At 42.9% G+C, this 18491-nt stretch carries 15 protein-coding genes and 2 pseudogenes; 12 read left to right on the forward strand and 5 right to left on the reverse strand.

Annotated features, from left to right (window positions below; genetic code table 11):
• Window positions 1–239 precede the first annotated feature (239 nt).
• On the forward strand, window positions 240–704 hold the full coding sequence (locus FXF62_RS04780; RefSeq protein WP_262881590.1) for a hypothetical protein: 465 nt from the start codon (window positions 240–242) through the stop codon (window positions 702–704).
• Between the two features lie 62 nt (window positions 705–766).
• Here FXF62_RS04780 and recD2 read toward each other — a convergent pair whose 3' ends face one another.
• The 3 genes from recD2 to rnhC form a co-directional block, all read right to left on the reverse strand.
• Window positions 767–3127: an SF1B family DNA helicase RecD2 gene (recD2, locus tag FXF62_RS04785; RefSeq protein WP_149517856.1), complete on the reverse strand. Its 2361-nt coding sequence runs from the start codon at window positions 3125–3127 to the stop codon at window positions 767–769.
• 76 nt (window positions 3128–3203) lie between these two features.
• A complete protein-coding gene (lepB, locus tag FXF62_RS04790; RefSeq protein ID WP_149517857.1) occupies window positions 3204–3836 on the reverse strand; it encodes a signal peptidase I in 633 nt (210 codons plus the stop codon).
• A gap of 3 nt (window positions 3837–3839) precedes the next feature.
• A complete protein-coding gene (rnhC, locus tag FXF62_RS04795) occupies window positions 3840–4724 on the reverse strand; it encodes a ribonuclease HIII (protein ID WP_149517858.1) in 885 nt (294 codons plus the stop codon).
• Window positions 4725–4949: 225 nt separating this feature from the next.
• On the opposite strand from rnhC, the gene FXF62_RS04800 reads away from it, so the two are divergent.
• From FXF62_RS04800 to FXF62_RS04815, 4 genes and pseudogenes are all read left to right on the forward strand, one after another.
• On the forward strand, window positions 4950–5123 hold the full coding sequence (locus FXF62_RS04800; RefSeq protein WP_149517859.1) for a Blp family class II bacteriocin: 174 nt from the start codon (window positions 4950–4952) through the stop codon (window positions 5121–5123).
• Between the two features lie 81 nt (window positions 5124–5204).
• A complete protein-coding gene (locus FXF62_RS04805) occupies window positions 5205–5432 on the forward strand; it encodes a hypothetical protein (RefSeq protein WP_231913924.1) in 228 nt (75 codons plus the stop codon).
• A 354-nt stretch (window positions 5433–5786) separates the two neighbouring features.
• Window positions 5787–7940 (forward strand): annotated as a pseudogene (gene comA / locus FXF62_RS04810) (peptide cleavage/export ABC transporter ComA).
• A gap of 14 nt (window positions 7941–7954) precedes the next feature.
• Window positions 7955–9309 (forward strand): annotated as a pseudogene (locus FXF62_RS04815) (bacteriocin secretion accessory protein).
• Between the two features lie 100 nt (window positions 9310–9409).
• Here the strand turns inward: FXF62_RS04815 and FXF62_RS04820 are convergent.
• The gene (locus FXF62_RS04820; protein ID WP_149517860.1) at window positions 9410–9685 is read right to left on the reverse strand and encodes a hypothetical protein; all 276 of its coding nucleotides are present in this window, start codon (window positions 9683–9685) and stop codon (window positions 9410–9412) included.
• A 9-nt stretch (window positions 9686–9694) separates the two neighbouring features.
• Window positions 9695–10105: an HIT family protein gene (locus tag FXF62_RS04825; RefSeq protein WP_149517861.1), complete on the reverse strand. Its 411-nt coding sequence runs from the start codon at window positions 10103–10105 to the stop codon at window positions 9695–9697.
• Between the two features lie 68 nt (window positions 10106–10173).
• On the opposite strand from FXF62_RS04825, the gene FXF62_RS04830 reads away from it, so the two are divergent.
• The 7 genes from FXF62_RS04830 (at window position 10174) to FXF62_RS04860 (ending at window position 18159) form a co-directional block, all read left to right on the forward strand.
• The gene (locus tag FXF62_RS04830; protein WP_149517862.1) at window positions 10174–10905 is read left to right on the forward strand and encodes an ABC transporter ATP-binding protein; all 732 of its coding nucleotides are present in this window, start codon (window positions 10174–10176) and stop codon (window positions 10903–10905) included.
• The gene (locus FXF62_RS04835; protein ID WP_149517863.1) at window positions 10902–11948 is read left to right on the forward strand and encodes an ABC transporter permease; all 1047 of its coding nucleotides are present in this window, start codon (window positions 10902–10904) and stop codon (window positions 11946–11948) included. Before FXF62_RS04830 ends, FXF62_RS04835 begins: the two co-directional genes overlap by 4 nt.
• Before the next feature lie 50 nt (window positions 11949–11998).
• A complete protein-coding gene (gene ccrZ, locus FXF62_RS04840; RefSeq protein ID WP_149517864.1) occupies window positions 11999–12793 on the forward strand; it encodes a cell cycle regulator CcrZ in 795 nt (264 codons plus the stop codon).
• Window positions 12790–13428 carry a tRNA (guanosine(46)-N7)-methyltransferase TrmB gene (gene trmB, locus FXF62_RS04845; RefSeq protein ID WP_149517865.1) on the forward strand — a complete coding sequence of 213 codons (639 nt, stop codon included), beginning with the start codon at window positions 12790–12792 and terminating at the stop codon, window positions 13426–13428. The genes ccrZ and trmB overlap by 4 nt, the downstream gene beginning before the upstream one ends.
• Window positions 13429–13818: 390 nt before the next feature.
• A complete protein-coding gene (locus tag FXF62_RS10990) occupies window positions 13819–13968 on the forward strand; it encodes a YSIRK-type signal peptide-containing protein (protein ID WP_187984234.1) in 150 nt (49 codons plus the stop codon).
• Window positions 13969–14012: 44 nt separating this feature from the next.
• Window positions 14013–15311 (forward strand): lectin-like domain-containing protein, encoded by a 1299-nt coding sequence (locus tag FXF62_RS04855; RefSeq protein WP_149517867.1) that lies wholly within the window; start codon window positions 14013–14015, stop codon window positions 15309–15311.
• Window positions 15292–18159 (forward strand): mucin-binding protein, encoded by a 2868-nt coding sequence (locus FXF62_RS04860; protein WP_149517868.1) that lies wholly within the window; start codon window positions 15292–15294, stop codon window positions 18157–18159. Before FXF62_RS04855 ends, FXF62_RS04860 begins: the two co-directional genes overlap by 20 nt.
• The last annotated feature ends 332 nt before the right edge of the window (window positions 18160–18491 follow it).

An 18491-nucleotide genomic window follows, 5' to 3' on the forward strand; every position in this document is an offset into this window, starting at 1 on the left:
ACTGAGGCAGTGAGGATAGTCTGGGCAGTTTGGCAGCTCATTTTTGCCTTTGCCGCCTTTTGCTTGATTGTTCCTTATAAAAAAGGCCAGTCTATCCTTTACTGCATTTTCTTTCATGGTTTGATAAATATCATTGGCTACTGCTTACTGGCTCTCTATAGTATCTGTCTCTGGTACCAAGTCCATCAAAAGGAGCTATTTATCATCATTTTCAGTCAAAGGATGAGATTATCCTAAAGGTGATGCAGCATCGGAAGGATCTGATGGTGGAAGAAATCGCCCAGACCTTGCAAGCGACCGAGCAGCTGAGCGGAAAGGAACAGCTACAGGCGCTCGTTAAGGCCAATCTGGAGAGCCAGACCATTCATGCCATGGATTCGGTTATGGATGAGTACGATAAGGATGCAGGTTTTGGCCTGGCCATTTTGCAGGACAATCTGAAAATCAGCGCCTCTATTATCGCTTCGATTATCAAGAAGGGGATGGCAGATGGCTCCTTTCAGACTCAGTTTCCGGATGAGGGAGCTGAAGTTTTTCTTCTCTTGCTTAATTTTTGGTTAGTGGGCCAATTCTCAGAGAAAAGTTTTGAAAAGCAGGCTGATCGTCTCTGCTTTATCCGCTTTATGCTGGAATCCATTGGCATTGATATCCTTAGTGACGAGCTGATGGAGCAGACTTTGACATATTTAAAGAGGGGCCGCTAGGTATATTGATGGTTGCGTAAAGTAAAGAACAGTTGAGAATAACTCTCAACTGCTTTTTGTGTTTATGCTCCAAAAATACTGTGAATATCTTCTTCTGTTATCCCAATCATAGGGTCGATTTTCAGGAAATTTTCTTCTGTCAAGACATGGTTTTCCATAGCTTTTTCTACTCTATCCACAGGGATGTGGATAATTTCTTGAGGGGATTCTACATCTCCAAAACGTTCAATCAGATAGGTTTTGCGGGCTGTTCCAGTATTTTTTACGGCGTAGTCAAAGGCCGACTTTTCCCCAAGCAGAATCAGTTTGCTCTTAGCTCGGGTGATAGCTGTGTAGACCAGATTGCGCTGGAGCATGCGGTGGCTGCTTCGAGTAATAGGGAGGATAACCACAGGAAATTCGCTGCCTTGAGACTTGTGGATACTCATGGCATAGGCTAGGCGGATTTTGTACCATTCGCTGCGCTGATAGCTAATCTCGTTGCCGTCAAAGTTGATGGTTAGTTCGTCCTGCTTGGATTCGGTGTACTTAGCCGGCAGCAGGTCGGTGATATAGCCCAAGTCACCGTTAAAGACATTATTTTCAGCGTCATTGACGAGGTGGATGACCCGATCTCCCTGTCGATATTGGCAGTCAGGTGCCTCAAAGGTCAGCTGGTCTTTTTCCACAGGATTGATGAGATTTTGCATGAGGCTGTTAATCTGGTCAATGCCGGCCTGTCCGCGGTACATGGGAGCCAGCACTTGCACATCCTGAGCTGGGATGCCGCTGCGAATAGCGGCGCTAGTAATTCGTTCAATCATGGGCGGGATGTGCTCATTTCGAGCTTCAAAATAAGAGCGATCCGCTTTTTTCTCAGTAAAATCTGCTGGCAGCAGTCCTTTTTGGATCTGACTGGCCAGAGTGACAATGGTCGAATCTTGACTCTGACGGTAAATTTTTTCCAGTTTGGTTTGGGGAATGCTCGGTATTTGCAGTAGGTCAGCTAATACCTGACCAGGACTGACAGAGGGCAACTGCTCCGCATCGCCGACCAAAAGCAACTTGGTATTAGAAGAGATGTTGCTGAGGAGCTGGTTGGCTAGCCAAGTGTCCACCATAGAGAACTCGTCCACGATGATAAAGTCAGCATCCAGATAATCATCCAGATGACTGCTATCATCATCACCAGTCATACCGAGGTGGCGGTGAATCGTAGCGCTGGGCAGTCCAGTCAGTTCATTCATACGGCGAGCAGCCCGACCAGTTGGAGCAGCTAGAAGAATGGGCAAATCGGCCTTCTTTTTCAAATCCAAGCCTCGAAGCTGGCTGTAGACGGCAATGATACCATTGATGACGGTTGTTTTGCCTGTTCCTGGTCCACCCGTCAGGATAAAGACTTTTTGTGTGATAGCGTCGAAAATAGCCTGTTTCTGAATACCATCATAGTAGATGCCTAGTTCATCTTCAGCTTGGCTGATGGCATCGAGGATTTTCTCTTCTTCGAAGCGATCCTGATGGCCTTTTTCCAAGAGGCGGACCAGATTACTGCGGATGCCTTCTTCGGCAAAGAAGAGACTGTTCTCAAAAATTTTAGTTTCGACATTCTGGACCTTGTCTTCCTCAATCAGGTGAGCCAATTCATTAGCTACCAGACTGGGATCTAGTTCTACTTGACGCGAACTTTCCAAAAGTTCAATAGTATGAGCCAATAGGTCTCTGGCCTCCAAATAGGTGTCGCCGCTTTCCATGGATTGGGTCAGGAGGGTGTGAATCAAGCCAGCCCGAAAACGCTCAGGGGCATCACTCTCAATGCCCAACTGCTGGGCCAACTGATCGGCAATTTTAAAGCCGATGCCTTGGATGTCCTCAACTAGTTGGTAGGGATAGTGCTCGACAACTTCCAGCGTTTCTTCCTTGTAAGTTTCTTGGATTTGAAAGGCTAGCTTGTTAGGAATGCCGTAGGCTGCCAGTTTGGCTAAGACCAACTCTGTTCCATAGTTGAGTTGCAGCTTGGCAACAAAGGCTTCTCGATTTTTAGCGGAAAGGCCAGTGATTTCTTTGAGTTTTTCTGGTTCAGCTAAAATCTTGTCAATGGTTTCCTCCCCATAAAGATCCACAATTTTTTGTGCTATCTTGACCCCGATACCTTTAAAGTGGTCACTGGAAAAATATTTAACCAGCCCCTTACTAGTTGGTTTTGCCCTCTCATAGCGGGAAATTTTGAGCTGCTGTCCGTACTTGGGATGCTGAACTAGATTGCCCCAAAATGTATAATCTTCACCTTCGATAACATCGGCCATAGTGCCGGTAACGATAATCTCAAAATCATCAAAATCTTCACAATTCGTGTCTTGGATATCCAAGAGGAGGATTCGAAAGAAGTTGCTGGGATTTTCAAAAATGATGCGCTCAATAGTGCCTGAAAAATAAAATTCTGTCATTATTTATGTATCTGTTTTTAAAAAGCAAACCCAGCTGAGAAGTCAACTGAGTTTGAAGGGGTTATACTCTTAAGTATTAGTAAGTCTTAAATGGTAGCAGCGGCCAGAAGCGGAATTTAGCTTCGCCTTGAATCTGACTGGATTTAAAGGCACCGACCTGACGACTATCCTTGGACACGATCCGATCGTCACCCAAAAGCAGGTATTCGTCATCTAGGAGCTTGATGGTAAAGACTGGGCTGCCCTCTTTGTCCACTGTAAAGGCCTGGGCTTGAGAAGCGAGCTTACGGAAGAAAGTCCCGTTGTCCGTATAATCCTTGCCCACATAGGTAGACTGGAGCTTGTCCTTTTGGAATTTCTTGATGTAGTCTGCTAAATAAGGTTCATCAGTTTTCTTACCATTGATATAAAGGGTGTCGTTCTCGTACTGAATGGTATCACCCGGAAGGCCAATCACCCGCTTGACGACTTCTTTCTTTTTGCCATCGTCATCCTTTTCGGAGGCTACAACAATATCGAAACGATCAATAGACTGGTGTTTCAAAACCATCAAATACTCACCATTGGCTAAGGTTGGATCCATAGAGTGGCCGTCTACCTTGACAGGTGCCCAGAGCAGCCAGCGAGTGAGTAAGATGACGGAGACAATCAGGGTAAAGACTCCCCACTCCTTGAGGAAGGCACGGAAGTCAAAGCGTTTGTTTTTCATAGTCTACCTTTCTAAGAGCTTTTTAGCTTTTTCTGTATTTTTAAAATGAAGTTTAGCGGTATGCTGGAGGCCAGCCATTCCATAGGCTTGGAGGATCTGGCAAGCAACTTGATCGCTCTTGCTCCCAGCCCCGCTCGGAAGGGTATAGCCAAGCTCTTGACTTAGCTTTTCCAGATTTTCCAGAAAGAGATCGCGAGCGATAATAGAGCTAACGGCGACAGCTAGAAACTTCCCTTCAGCCTTTTCAATGAGGTTAACGGGATTTGGGAAATGATTCTTTTCATTTTGCAGGTATTTGTCATAATTCTGCTGGCTGGTAAAGGCATCGATGACAATTTTTTCTGGCGTCAGACCTTTTTGTAACAGCAGATAAATGGCTTGATTGTGAAGAGCCACCTTGACAGATACAGCATTGTAACCAGAGGCAATCACTTCGTTATATTTTTCTGGAGACAAGAGCAGGGCTTGATGTTGGATTTCCTTTTTCAAAATCGGTGCCAACTGCCGAATCTTAAGGTCGGTCAAGGTCTTTGAGTCGCCCACGCCCAGATTACGCAGGAAAGAGTGCTGTTCTGGAGTGACAAAGGAAGCAACAACTGCTAAACCACCAAAGTAAGAGCCATTTCCGACTTCATCAGTACCGATAAGGGAAATGTTCTGAGAGGTCTTGCTTGTTTCCTCGGCTTGATGGCCGAAAAAAGCAGCATAGTGACCAGCTTTTTCTCCTTGGAAAAGAACCTTGCCAGAAGTATAGATGCTGACAGTCGCCTGGTCCAATTTCAGTAGATATTGGATATACTGATTTTTACTGGGCACAATCTTGTCTCGATATTTCTGGACAAAAGCCTGAATTTCTTCTCGGTTAGGACTTAAAGTAATACTTTCCATAGCCCCTATTGTACCACAAAATGAAACTAGGGAGAATGGGAAAAAGAGGATATTTCAAATATTATAAAAAAATTACATATTTTTCCCCTAAACATGACATAAATGTCATGTTGAACCCGATAGGGTTGTTGTATAATATAGGTGTTGAAGCGATGTTTGAATAAAACTGGCCACAAACAATATATTAACAAGGTTAAGAAAGCCTTGTAAAAAAAGAGAACACATATGGAAAACTTTGCTATGATGGACAACCAATTTGTTGCGTTGACTGAAGAAGAAATGATGATGATCGACGGTGGATGGTCATTCTACGGAGTCCCTGTTGATATTTTCACAGTATCATTGGCTATTTTGGGCGGATCATTGGTTTCAGGCTTCTTAGTAGGACTTTTCAACTAATTTAGTATCACTAATTTAGTATCCAAGTAGAAGAAGGTGAATTCTATGAACAAAGATTTTAAATCATTAGATCAAAAATTTATGCCTCTTACTGAAGCTGAATTGGTTGAAGTAGAAGGTGGATGGGTCGGCGGTGACCTTGTACGTGCCGTATTTGATATCGGTCGTGAAGTTGGTCGTGCTGTACGTGGCGTTGCTATTCGTGCATATGGTCGCATCAGAGGTAGAATTGGTTCAAGATCTGGTGGTTCTAGCAATGGTGGCGGTGCTAACAACGGTGGTGCTGCAAGCCCAGACGTTTTTAACTAATATTTTTTGTTTCGACATAAAGCCTCTTGTTCGTCTTGATTTGGACAAGAGGCTTTTTAGTGTAAAAGTTACATTGTGTCTATTTTTTAAGTGATTTTGTGCTTATATAGAGTAAAACGACTGATACCATTGGAAAAATACGCCACATTAGTGTATGATATAGATACCTACTTTTTTGCTTGCTATGAAAATTTTCCCTCCTTAATTTTGTGTTTGTTTTTTGTTGGAGAGAACTGATAAGCATCGAGTTGGCAAGCAACTACGGTTGAAAAAGTAAGTTCACTATTAGGAGTTTTTGTGTAGGGTTATCCTTCATAAAAATAAATTTACACTTTTGTGAATAAAGGAGATTGTATGAGATTTACAAAGCGTCATTATAGAGCTCAAGTTGACGCTAGAGATTGTGGTGTAGCAGCGCTCGCCATGATTTATGGTTATTATGGTTCCTATTATTCTTTGGCCAGTTTGCGTGAAATAGCCAAAACGACCTTGAGGGGAACAACTGCTTTTGGGCTAGTGAAAGTTTCGGAAGAGTTAGGCTTTGAAACACGAGCCTTGAAAGCGGATATGTCTTTATTTGACATGAAAGGGGTTATCTATCCTTTTATCGCTCATGTCATCAAAGACAAGAAGATGCTTCATTACTACGTTGTGACTGGGCATGATAAACATTCGGTTCATATTGCTGACCCTGATCCAGCTGTTAAGATGACCAAGCTTTCTAAGGAACAGTTTGCGCAAGAGTGGACAGGTGTTTCTATTTTCATTGCCCCAGCACCGGAATATAGACCGCATAAGGAAAAGAAAAATGGTCTCTGGTCTTTTGTTCCAATTTTAATAAAGCAAAAAGGCTTGATTGCTAATATCGTTATCGCAACGATGCTGGTTACGATCATCAATATCGTGGGCTCTTACTATATGCAGGGGATTATTGATACCTATGTACCCAATCAGATGAGGAATACCTTAGGGATTATTTCTTTAGGTCTAATAGTTGTCTATATTCTGCAACAGATCCTCTCCTATGCTCAGAATTATTTGCTTCTGATTTTGGGGCAACGACTTTCGATTGATGTGATTTTGTCCTATATTAAGCATGTCTTTCATCTACCTATGTCCTTTTTTGCTACGAGAAGGACAGGGGAAATCGTATCGCGCTTCAATGATGCCAATAGTATCATTGATGCCTTAGCTAGTACCATTCTCTCCATCTTTTTGGATGTCTCCATCGTTGTCGTCATGGCAGTTGTTTTGTTCTCGCAAAACTTCTATTTATTCTTTATTAGCTTGCTCTCGCTGCCGATCTATATTGTTGTGATTTTTGCCTTCATGAAACCATTTGAAAAAATGAATCGTGACACCATGGAATCCAATGCCATTCTGTCTTCTTCTATTATCGAAGATATCAATGGGATTGAGACGATCAAATCCTTGACCAGTGAGGATTTCCGCTATCAAAAGATTGATAGAGAATTTGTGGATTATTTGAAGAAATCATTTGCTTATAGTCGGATGGAGAATATCCAAATTGGTTTGAAGAAGACAGCTCAGCTCTTGCTGAATGTTGCAATTCTTTGGATGGGAGCCCTTTTGGTTATGGACAATAAAATGACCTTGGGGCAGCTGATTACTTATAACACTTTGCTGGTTTATTTCACCAGTCCGCTGGAAAACATTATTAATTTACAGACCAAGCTCCAGACAGCACAAGTTGCCAATAATCGATTGAACGAGGTTTATTTGGTTGATTCTGAGTTTATGGATAAAAAAGCGATTCGTGATTTGAGTATGACCAAGGGCAATATTGAGTTGCGGAATGTCAGCTATAAGTATGGCTATGGACGAAATGTTCTATCAGATATTAACTTGACCATTGAAAGAGGTAGCAAGGTGGCCTTTGTCGGAATTTCTGGTTCTGGAAAGACGACCCTTGCCAAGATGATTGTGAATTTCTATGATCCGAACGAGGGAGAGATTCTGGTTAATAATATCAACCTCAATCAGATTGACAAACATGTCTTGCGGCGTCATATCAATTACTTGCCGCAACAGCCTTATGTTTTTAATGGTACCATCTTGGAGAATGTTCTCCTAGGTGCCAAGCCTGGAACGACTCAGAAAGAGATCATTCGGGCGCTGGAAATTGCCGAGATTCGTGAAGACATTGAACGGATGCCTTTGAATTATCAAACAGAATTGACATCAGATGGTTCAGGGATTTCAGGTGGTCAGCGTCAGCGTTTGGCCTTGGCTCGGGCTCTTTTGACCGATGCTCCTGTTTTGATTCTCGATGAGGCGACCAGCAACCTTGATATCTTGACATAGAAAAAGATTATTGACAACCTCTTAGAGTTGGACAAGACCATTATATTTATTGCCCATCGACTGACCATTGCAGAGCGATCTGAAAAAGTGGTAGTTCTGGACAAGGGCGAAATCGTAGAGCAAGGAACGCATGAGGAGCTGGTTGCTCAGGATGGCTTCTATGCTCATCTGGTAAATAGTTAGAAAGGAGAAAGAAGATGAAAGAACATTACTTAGAGAGTGCCGAATTTTATAATCATAGATATTCTAGCTTTTCTGTGCGCGTGATTTTACCGACTTTCTTCTTATTGCTTTTTGTAGTTTTATTCTCTCTATTTGCTAAAAAAGAAATCACCGTTACTTCAGGTGCCTCTATTGAGCCTAGCAAAATTTTGGCCAGCATCCAATCAACCAGTAACAATGCGATTGTCACTAATAATTTGAAGGAAAACAAGGTTGTTAAAAAGGGGATCTTTTAGTTCAGTATAAGTCTGATAGTGAAAATACTCAAAAAGAAACCTTCTCCTCTCAAGTGGAAAGCTTGAAGGAGCAAAAACGGCAGTTGGAATTGCTGCAGGAAAGTCTGAAGACGGGGACTAGCCAGTTTTCAGGAGAGGATCGCTTCGGCTATGAGCAGGCCTTTAATGACTATAAGAGTCAAGCTGCTAGCATCCGTAGTAACACCGAGCAACAGAATTCGACCATTGCTTCTCAAAATTCAGCGGCTAGTAATTCACAGGCGGAGCTGGGGAATTTGATCAATGAAACCAATGCTAAATTGGCGGATTATCAAACGCTTAGAAATGCTATTCAAAATGGGACAAGTGTCCCTTCGACCAATGCTGGTTATAGCATTTATCAGGCTTATGAGGCGCAAGCCGCTGCTGATAGTCAAGGTCAGCTAAAGAATCAAGTTTTGTCGCAGATTGACAATCAGATTTCGCAGTTTGAATCAGCTCTTTCGGGTTATCGGGTGCAGTATGCAGGTTCCGGTGCTCAGCAAGCCTATTCTGGAAGTTTGGATAGCCAGCTTGAATCCTTGAAAGCTCAACAATTGACTAAAGTTGGCCAAGAATTGACGGCTTTGAATCAAAAGATTTTAGAAGTTGAAAATAATCTTAAGGTGCAAGGTGGTATCACTCAAAAAGGCATGATCACAGCAACTGAAGATGGTGTTCTCCACCTAAATCCTGAAACAGCAGGAGCGAATCTGGTTCCCGAAGGGAAGTTGCTCGCTCAGTTGTATCCTGTTTTGGCCAAGGAAAAAAAGGTCGTTATCACAACCTATGTGACCTCGAAAGATGTAGCTAGTTTGAAAAAAGGTGAGACTCTGCGTTTCACTGCAATGGATGGAAATAATAAAGAATTTGTTCTCAAATCTAAAATTTCAAACATTGACAGCAATGCAACGAAAACGGAAAAAGGAAACTTCTTTAAGGTGGAAGCTGAAATAACCTTAACGGGTGCTCAAGCCAAGAAGGTGCGTTATGGTATTGAAGGTCGTGCGGTTGTCATCACAGGAAGCAAGACCTACTTTGACTATTACTTGGATGAATTCTTAAGAAGAGATTAAGTTGAGAATAACCGATAAGTTTTGATTGAAGTTCTTATCTTGTGAAAATGAAGAAAACCATGGCTGTGACCATGGTTTTTGTTGTTATAAGAGAGGTTTTCTATTGCCAGATGTCCTGTATTTGTGCGATTTGAGCCTGAGCTTGTTTTTCGAAAACCTTGTATTTGTAAGTCAGATCCTGCGCCATCTCTTTGATATTGTCTCGCTGTTCTTGGATAATGGCGATGTTGTGCTGGATGCTAGCTAAATTGTCCTGAATTTTGTCCAAGATATCGGATGTTTCGACGACTTCTTGGTTGATTGTCTTCCGATTTTTGACCAAATGGTAGCTGGCCCAGGCTGCGCCTGTGAAAAGCATGAGATTTGAAAATTTCATAGTCCCTCCCTAGGCTTGAGCAATCTTTTCAGCCACTTGAGCTAAGGCTGGAAAATCTGGTTCGTGGGTTTCAAAGCTGATTTGTAAACCGTCTGTCTCTTCATAGCGAGGAGCTAGGTGGACATGGGTGTGAAAGACAGTCTGTCCAGCAATTTCTTCGTTGTTGTTAAGGATGTTCATGCCCTTGGCGCCTGTCGCTTTCATAACCTTGCGGGCAATGTCTGGGACACGAGCGAAGAGCTGACTAGCACTGTCTGCATCCATTTCCAAAAGATTTCTGAAATGCTGTTTGGGAACGACCAAAGTATGGCCTGGAGTGACCTGAGAAATGTCTAGAAAGGCTACTACCTGGTCATCTTCATAAACTTTAGAAGACGGGATTTCCCCTGCGATAATCTTACAAAAAATACAATCAGCCATAAATGATACCTCTATTCGCTAGATTTTTGTTATAATATAAGAACTATTATACCAGATTTGGAGAAAATATGTTAGAAATCAAAGAGCTTACGGGCGGCTATGTAAATATCCCGGTTTTAAAGGATGTCAGCTTTGAAGTGGGTGATGGTCAGCTGGTTGGTTTGATTGGCCTCAATGGTGCTGGTAAATCCACTACCATCAATGAAATTATCGGTTTATTGACGCCTTACAAGGGAGAAATTCGGATTGATGGTTTGCAGCTGCGAGAAAATCCTAGTGCCTACCGTAAGAAGATTGGTTTTATCCCAGAGACACCGAGTCTCTACGAAGAGCTGACCCTACGTGAGCATATTGAAACGGTGGCCATGGCTTACGATATCGAGCAGGAAGTCGCTTTTGAGCGCGTGGAGCGCTTGTTAACTATCTTCCGACTGAAGGATAAGTTGGACTGGTTTCCAGTGCATTTCTCTAAGGGGATGAAGCAGAAGGTCATGATTATCTGTACTTTCGTGGTAGATCCTAGTCTTTTTATCGTGGACGAACCCTTTTTGGGGTTGGATCCGGTAGCTATTGCAGACCTTATCCAGCTCTTGGATGAGGAAAAGAAAAAAGGTAAATCCATCCTCATGAGTACCCACGTACTGGATTCGGCTGAGAAGATGTGCGATAGCTTTGTGATTTTGCATAAAGGGCAGGTGCGCGCTAAGGGCAATCTGACTGAGTTGCGAGGACAATTTCAGATGCCAGAAGCTAGTCTCAATGACATCTATCTTGCCTTGACGGAAGAGGCTGCCTTATGAAAGAAGTATTTGCTAAACGTAAGCAGGATTTCCGTCAGCGCTGCCTGAAGTATTTGCGCTATGTTCTCAATGATCACTTTGTCCTGTTTTTATTGATTTTTCTCGGATTTCTGGCGGTTCAGTACAATCAATTGCTACGGAATTTTCCTAGTCATTCTTGGCCGATCGTAGCCGGATTAGTCTTATTCTCTGTGCTCATTCTTCCTTTTGGCAGTATTGCAATCTATCTTGAGAAGCCAGATAAGCTCTTCTTGCTGGTGCAGGAGCAGGCGGTTATTGAGTTTGTCAAGGGACAAATCCAGCGTTCTTATCTCTTCTTTGGTCTGCTGCAAACCTTGTTGTTGGTCTTGTTAGCGCCCCTGTTTTTGGCTCTAGGCTTGCCAATCTGGGGCTTTGGGCTGTACTGTCTCCTTATGTTATTGCTAAAATGGCTGGTCTTTCAGTTCAAGGGACGTCGCTTTTTCTTGGTTGACCGCCTCGATTGGCAGTTTGCAATTGCAGCTGAGGAAGGGCGCAAGCAGAAAGTTCTTCGTTTCTTCGCCCTCTTTACAAATGTAAAAGGCATTTCCAATAGTGTCAAAAGAAGAGCTTACTTGGACGGGCTGACGAGGCTTTTGTCTAAGATCCATGCCAAGACTTGGCAAAATATGTTTCTGCGTTCTTATCTGCGCAATGGCGATCTATTCCCTCTGACCTTGCGCCTCCTGCTTTTAGCCTTGCTGACAATTGCTTTTGTTAGCCAGCCTTGGATTGCTGCAGGTTTTGTCGTCCTCTTCAACTATCTGTTGCTCTTTCAGTTGCTGGCTTTGTATGAAGCCTTTGATTATCAGTATCTAACCCAGCTTTTCCCGCTGGATAGCGAGTCTAAAATCAAGGGAGCAAGACTGGTTATTACAGGGATTGGATACAGTGTCTTACTGTTTGAGACGCTAGTAGCAGCGCTTTGTTTTCAGGATAAAATAGCTGTGCTAGCCGTGCTTGGGGCGACGATCTTCTTGTATCTTGTCTATTTGCCATATAAGCTGAAAAGATTGGTTGACTAAAAGAATGAAAATTAGTAAAATAGTAAGGAAACTTTTTAAGGAGGGGAATCATGGTCTTGGTTGATAACGAGCTAGCCCTGACACCAATAGCTGGTAAGAGCGGAAAGGCCTATATGGGAACTTATCCAGACGGGGGGCGAGTTTTCGTCAAGATGAATACGACCCCGATTCTGGCAGGTTTAGCCAGAGAACAAATTGCTCCGCAACTTCTGTGGAGTCGACGCTTGCCAGATGGCAATGTTATGAGTGGCCAAGAATGGCTTTCAGGTGCCATCTTAACACCAAATGACATGTCGAAAAAGCAAGTAATCAATATTTTAACGCGTTTGCATCGGTCGCGCCCTCTGATGACTCAGTTGGCTAAATTAGGTTATATTTTGGAAACGCCGATTGATTTAATCAATAGCTGGCTCAATCAAGCGCCGGTCGTTTTGAGGAACAATCAGTACCTGCAGTCTATTATCCGTGATTTGCGGCAAACGGTTCCTGCTTTCCGCGAGGACTATGCGACGATTGTCCACGGTGATGTACGGCATAGCAACTGGTTTCAGACGGATAGTGGCTTGATTTATTTGGTGGATTGGGATTCGGTTCGCTTGACGGACAGGATGTTGGATGTTGCTCATATATTGAGTCACTATATCCCAGATACCAATTGGCAGGAGTGGTTGACCTACTACGGTTATAAGTACAATGACAAGGTTATCAAAAAACTGTATTGGTTTGGTCAATACTCTTATCTGATGCAGATTGCTAAATATTATGAAAACAATGATTTAGAAAATGTGAACCGGGAGATTTACGCCTTACGCAACTTCCGTTCTAAGTATGGAAAGGTAAGATGAGAGTAAGAAATCGTAAGGGGGCGACTGAACTATTAGAAGCTAATCCCCACTATGTGGTTCTAAATCCAGTTGATGCCAAGGGAAAATGGCGAGAAATTTTTGGAAACGACCATCCGATCCATGTTGAAGTTGGGAGCGGTAAAGGGGCTTTCATTACAGGGATGGCTAAGGCTAATCCAAACATCAATTACATCGGGATTGACATTCAGAAGTCTGTTCTCAGTTACGCTTTGGATAAGGTTTTGGCGGCTGATGTACCCAATATTAAGCTACTCTGGGTGGATGGTTCAGATTTGACCAACTACTTTGCAGACGGAGAGATTGACCGGCTTTATTTGAATTTCTCTGATCCGTGGCCTAAGAAGCGGCATGAAAAACGCCGGCTGACCTACAAGTCTTTCTTGGATACCTTCAAGCAGATTTTGCCAGAAAAAGGAGAAATCCACTTCAAGACGGATAATCGTGGCTTGTTTGAATACAGTCTGGTCAGTTTTTCGCAGTATGGCATGATTCTCAAAGGTGTTTGGCTGGATCTTCATGCCAGCGACTTTGAAGGCAATGTCCTAACCGAATATGAGCAAAAATTCTCTAGCAAGGGTCAGGTTATTTACCGAGTTGAAGCAGAGTTTCAATAAAAATTGAGAGAGTCCTAAGCAGGTTTTCTATCTCAAGTGTCGGATTTTATGACTGACTTTTGTTGGATGGAGCCCTGCAGGGGCTCTTTTATTTTGTTTTGATCATCAAATTATCAAGGTTGTTTTTTTGTTGTTCTCATTCTCTTGAAACGGCGTCGCTAAAGCTTTTTTCTATCCCTATAATATGATATTACACTTTTGTTACAGAAAAAAATTAGACAGTAAAAACATTGATATAATAGGAAAAAGCGGTATAGCTATTGGTATGGTTTAATGTCTAAACTTTGACATTAGAACCACCAATCATATGTTATAAAATACTTTGCTGCTCAGGCGTTAAGGTGTTGAGTAATAGGTGGTTGAACTATATTTTAAAAAGGAGAGATGTTCATGGATAAAAATGCGAGACGCAGATTAAACCGTGCGAGTGCTGAGAAACGACTTCGATACTCAGTTCGTAAGTTTAATGTGGGCGTGGCTTCTGTAGCAGTCGCAGCTTTCATGTTCTTTGGGGGAATGTCGTTTCAGCCGATACGTTAGCTAAGACGGATTCTTCAAGCACCTCTACGGAGAAAACGACCTCTGTGCCGGATTCAGGGAAAGATTCGGGAACGGATGAATCTGATTCTGAGTCGGCCATAGGTAAGGATTCTACCGTAGCTACTGTAGCTGAAAGTAATGCAGTTTCAAGTGCAGCCTCTACAGCATCTTCGACATCTGCTGAAGACTTGTCTAGCAAAGTAGAAGACAAGGCTGTTAAATCAGAAGCTACTTCAAAAAGTGAAGCAGCTTTGAAGGAAGCTACTTCACAAGTATCTAAAGCTTCAGTAGCGACTAGTCAATCAGCTGCTCCTGCAGCTCAGTCTGAGGCTCAAGTTAGCCCAGCTTCTTCAGCTACTGCGGCGTCAACTGCAGTGTCATCTGAAGCAGCTGCAGAATCAACTGCTGCTGTAGAACCTAAGGTATCAGTTGAAAAAGCGGCTAGCCAAGCAGCTAGTTTGGCAACAGCTAGCAAAGCACCAGATGCAGTAGCTAAGAGTGAAGCTAATTCTACATTAGCAGCAGCTCAAAACGAAGTAAATAAAGGTTACGCTGATTTCCGTAAATCAGGAGAAAGCGGCTTCCGTTCGTTTGACCCACAAACAGGAAAAACAACTGTAACGAAAGAAAACTTCCTTGACTACTTCAGATTGAATGGTTCAGCTACCTATAATTCATACGATGGTATCGTAACCCTTACTCCAGATGAAAACTCTAAGACAGGTAACTTCAGTCTGAAGAGTAAGATCAATATGAACCAAAGCTTCAAGCTGACTGGTGGAGTTAACCTTGGTGATAAGACTCAAGAACGTTATGGTGCCGATGGTATCGGTTTTGCCTTCCACACAGGGAATACAACAGACCTAGGTGCCGATGGTGGTAACCTTGGTATCGGTGGTCTGCGTAATGCGAATGGTTTCAAACTGGATACTTTCTGGAACGTGCATACACCGCCAAAAGGAAACCGTTTTGATACTAGCAACACGGACTCATTCCAATATGGTTGGGCAGAAGGCCCTCGCCTAGGACAATTTGGTGCTTGGGTAAGTACTACTCATAAAAAGGTTAAAGGTCAAGGCTGGTTTGCTGATGAGTATGAGCGCTGGTGGGCTGAGACGGATGCTAGCAGTGCCCAACGTCTGGACTCTAGTGACCTAGATGGTCGTTTCCATAATTTTGCTATCATGTATGATGGTACAACCAAGGAATTAACGATTGCTTACGAAAGTAATCTTGGAATTAAGCAATGGAAGAAGAAAGTGAGCTCTTCAGAAGAGATCATGTCCATGGTGGTTACAGCGACGACTGGTAACTACAAAGAACTTGCAACAGTTCAAGATTAAACGTTTTGACTTCTATCAAAGTGCCTCTGTCGACGTACGTTATGAAGATGAGCAAGGTCGAGAAATCGCTGAAGGCTCAGTAACCTATCCACAAGGTGCTTTCAAAGGTAAAGCTTATACCACTGAACAAAAATCAATCCCAGGCTATGGCTTTGTTCGGATGAAAAATGGTAGTTTGCCACCTTCAGGAACTCTGGCTGACTGGGGTACCAACGGTACAGTAACCTACGTTTACCGTAAGGGTGCTACAGATACGAAGACAGAAAAGAAGACTGTCACTCGTAATATTTATTATAAATACAAACCAGGTGTGAAAGGACCGACACTTCCGCCAACTTACACTCAAACAGCTGAGTTCACTCGGACTGTGACAGGTGGTAGACCAGGTCCATGGAGCCCTGCATCTAAGACTTTCAAACCAGTAGATTCTCTAGATGTGCCAGGATATACTCCGGATACCGCAACTGTGCCGGGAATTACAGTAAATCCAGATTCTACTCCAAGTGATGTAACGGTTTACTACGACAAGAATGCTCCAAAAGTAACAACAGAAACCAAAGATGTTACTCGTACAATTGTTTACGAATATGAAGATGGTGTGACTTCAGGTCGTCCAGCTCTTCCACGTGAAGTACAACAAAATGTACGATTCACACGACAAGTGTCAGAAGATGCATTTAGTGGTAAGAAGACATATGGAAACTGGACTCCAAGTACTCGAACTGTACCTGCAGTTGATACACCGGCGATTCAAGGCTTTACACCAAATAAAACTCGTGTAGATTCAGCTTCTGTTTTACCAACAGATTCAAGCTGGCGTGAAATCGTTTCATACCGTAAGAATGATCCAAAAGTAACAACAGAAACAGAAGACGTTACTCGTACAATCGCTTACGAATATGAAGATGGTGTGACTAGAAATCGTCCAGCACTTCCACAACCAGTTGAACAAACAGTTCAATTCACACGACAAGTGTCAGAAGATCCAGTAACTGGTCAGAAAACATACGGTAATTGGACTCCAAATACTCGTACTGTAGATGCGGTTGACAGCCCAGAAGTAGCAGGCTTTACACCAAATAAAGCACGTGTAAATTCAGCTACTGTTTCACCAAGAGACCCAAGCTGGCGTGAAATTGTAAGCTATTCAGCTGCAGATCAAAAGGGAAGCATCGTTTACCGTACAGATGGTAAAAATGGTGTTCCAGCTAAGACTCTTCACACAGACAACGTAACTGGTAAATCAGATACACCTGTCAACTACACAACAACTGCGAAAATCAATGAATTTAAACAGTTGGGTTATGATCTTGTTAGCGACGGCTTTACTAAAGCTGGCGGTCAAAGATTTGACAGTGATAACAATGTAGATCAAACATGGGAAGTTGTTCTTACTCCACGTATTGAGACAAAACAAGAAACAAAAGATGTTACTCGTAACGTTCGTTACCAATACAAGGATGGTGTGACAGCCGGTCGTCCAGCTCTTCCTCGCCCAGTTACTCAAACAACATCATTTACTCGCCCAGTTTCTGTTAACAAGGTGACAGGTGTTGAAACTCCAGGTCAATGGAACAAGCCAAGTGAAGAACTTCCAAAGGTTGATTCTCCAGCAGTTACTGGTTTCACTCCAGACAAACCAAGCGTTCCAGCTTCAACTGTTACTCCTACATCTCCTAACGAAGATGAAGTAGTAAGCTACAGCCAAGATGATCAACGCGGTATCATTGAGTATGTACCAGACGGACTTCCAAAAGTTCCAAACATTCCATATCCAAATGATCCAACAGATCCAAGCAAGCCAGGCACTGACCTTCCAGTGATTCCAAATGTACCAGGTACTACCCCAGTAGGCCCAGATGGTACAACACCATTGACACCGAAAGATCCGAGCGATCCAAGCAAGGGTTACAACCCACCACCAATTCCAAGCGATCCAACTAAGGATACACCAATCAACTTCGTGAAGGATGGTCAAAAAGCGATTATCAGCTTCGTAGACCAAACTGACGGTAATAAGGAATTGACGAAGGTTGTCGAAAGCGGTAAGTCAGGTGAGCCAATCGGTACAACCAACTACGCAGCTCGTCTGAAAGAATTGACAGACAAGGGCTACGAAGTGGTGAACGATGAGTTCAAGGGACCTAAGACCTTCGATAATGACGATAAGAAGGATCAAACCTTCACCGTTACTATGCGTCAGGTTGTAGTACCATTCGATCCGAATAATCCGCCTAAACCAGATACTCCAATGGATCCAAGCAATCCGGATGGACCTAAGTGGACAGATGATAAGATCAAGTCAGCTCAACAAGAAGCTGTGAAAGAATTGAGCCGTACGATCAAGTACGTATACGAAGATGGTAAAGAAGCAGCACCAAGCTTCACAGATAGCGCTAAATTCACGTGTATTCTGAAGATCAACGTCGTAACGAAAGCGATCGTAGAAAAAGGCCTATGGACATCACAAGATGACGTGATCAAGGGACAAACTTCACCAGACATCAAGGGTTACGTAGCGGACAAACCAAGCGTAGCAGATGTGAAGGTTACAGCAGATTCAGCGAAACCAGCAGATGAAGTCGTAACTTACAAGAAGGTAGAAGTTCCACCTGCACCGACACCAACTCCGGAACCAAAACCAGAACCGAAACCTGTTCCACCAACTCCAGCTCCGGTACCAAATAAACAAGTACCGAACAAGCCAGTGGAACCGAAAGTTCCTGGAACTACTGCTCTGCCAAATACAGGTGAGAAATCATCTTCAGCAGCAGTACTTGGTTTAGGAATTGTTGCAACACTCGCAGGTGTTAGCTTGATTGAACCAAGATTGAAAGAAGAAGATTAAGTCTTTCCAGCTTGGATAGTAATCACTGAAGAGTTGTAGACGATTAGTTAACAGCTCGCAAAAATCGATAACTTCTTTACGAAGTTATCGATTTTTTATTTATTTGATTAGCTAACTTTTGTAGTAAGAAATGAGAGAAGACTCTAGTAAAATAGGAGATTTACTGGATGATAATAGGAAACTTCGCCTTTAATTTATTAGCATCCTTCGTTTTACTATAAAGAGAATGTAATGACTGATCTCAGTATTTTAAAAGATATAAGGAACTAGTACTCTAATCTCTTCTATATCTAGTTCGTACTTCAGCAGATAATTTTAAGGAATTGGGGACT

Origin of the sequence: Streptococcus cristatus, from assembly GCF_008369405.1 — a bacterium.
In the GTDB taxonomy this organism is placed as follows: Bacteria; Bacillota; Bacilli; order Lactobacillales; family Streptococcaceae; genus Streptococcus; species Streptococcus cristatus_G.

What these genes read in the sequence shown, in the direction of transcription:
- lepB (WP_149517857.1), bottom strand. Translation starts at nt 3,836, where the DNA reads ATGAAAAACAAACGCTTTGACTTCCGTGCCTTCCTCAAGGAGTGGGGA.
- FXF62_RS04835 (WP_149517863.1), top strand. Translation starts at nt 10,902, where the DNA reads ATGAAAGAAGTATTTGCTAAACGTAAGCAGGATTTCCGTCAGCGCTGC.
- FXF62_RS04825 (WP_149517861.1), bottom strand. Translation starts at nt 10,105, where the DNA reads ATGGCTGATTGTATTTTTTGTAAGATTATCGCAGGGGAAATCCCGTCT.
- rnhC (WP_149517858.1), bottom strand. Translation starts at nt 4,724, where the DNA reads ATGGAAAGTATTACTTTAAGTCCTAACCGAGAAGAAATTCAGGCTTTT.
- trmB (WP_149517865.1), top strand. Translation starts at nt 12,790, where the DNA reads ATGAGAGTAAGAAATCGTAAGGGGGCGACTGAACTATTAGAAGCTAAT.
- FXF62_RS04830 (WP_149517862.1), top strand. Translation starts at nt 10,174, where the DNA reads ATGTTAGAAATCAAAGAGCTTACGGGCGGCTATGTAAATATCCCGGTT.
- ccrZ (WP_149517864.1), top strand. Translation starts at nt 11,999, where the DNA reads ATGGTCTTGGTTGATAACGAGCTAGCCCTGACACCAATAGCTGGTAAG.
- FXF62_RS04800 (WP_149517859.1), top strand. Translation starts at nt 4,950, where the DNA reads ATGGAAAACTTTGCTATGATGGACAACCAATTTGTTGCGTTGACTGAA.
- FXF62_RS10990 (WP_187984234.1), top strand. Translation starts at nt 13,819, where the DNA reads ATGGATAAAAATGCGAGACGCAGATTAAACCGTGCGAGTGCTGAGAAA.
- FXF62_RS04805 (WP_231913924.1), top strand. Translation starts at nt 5,205, where the DNA reads ATGCCTCTTACTGAAGCTGAATTGGTTGAAGTAGAAGGTGGATGGGTC.
- FXF62_RS04820 (WP_149517860.1), bottom strand. Translation starts at nt 9,685, where the DNA reads ATGAAATTTTCAAATCTCATGCTTTTCACAGGCGCAGCCTGGGCCAGC.
- recD2 (WP_149517856.1), bottom strand. Translation starts at nt 3,127, where the DNA reads ATGACAGAATTTTATTTTTCAGGCACTATTGAGCGCATCATTTTTGAA.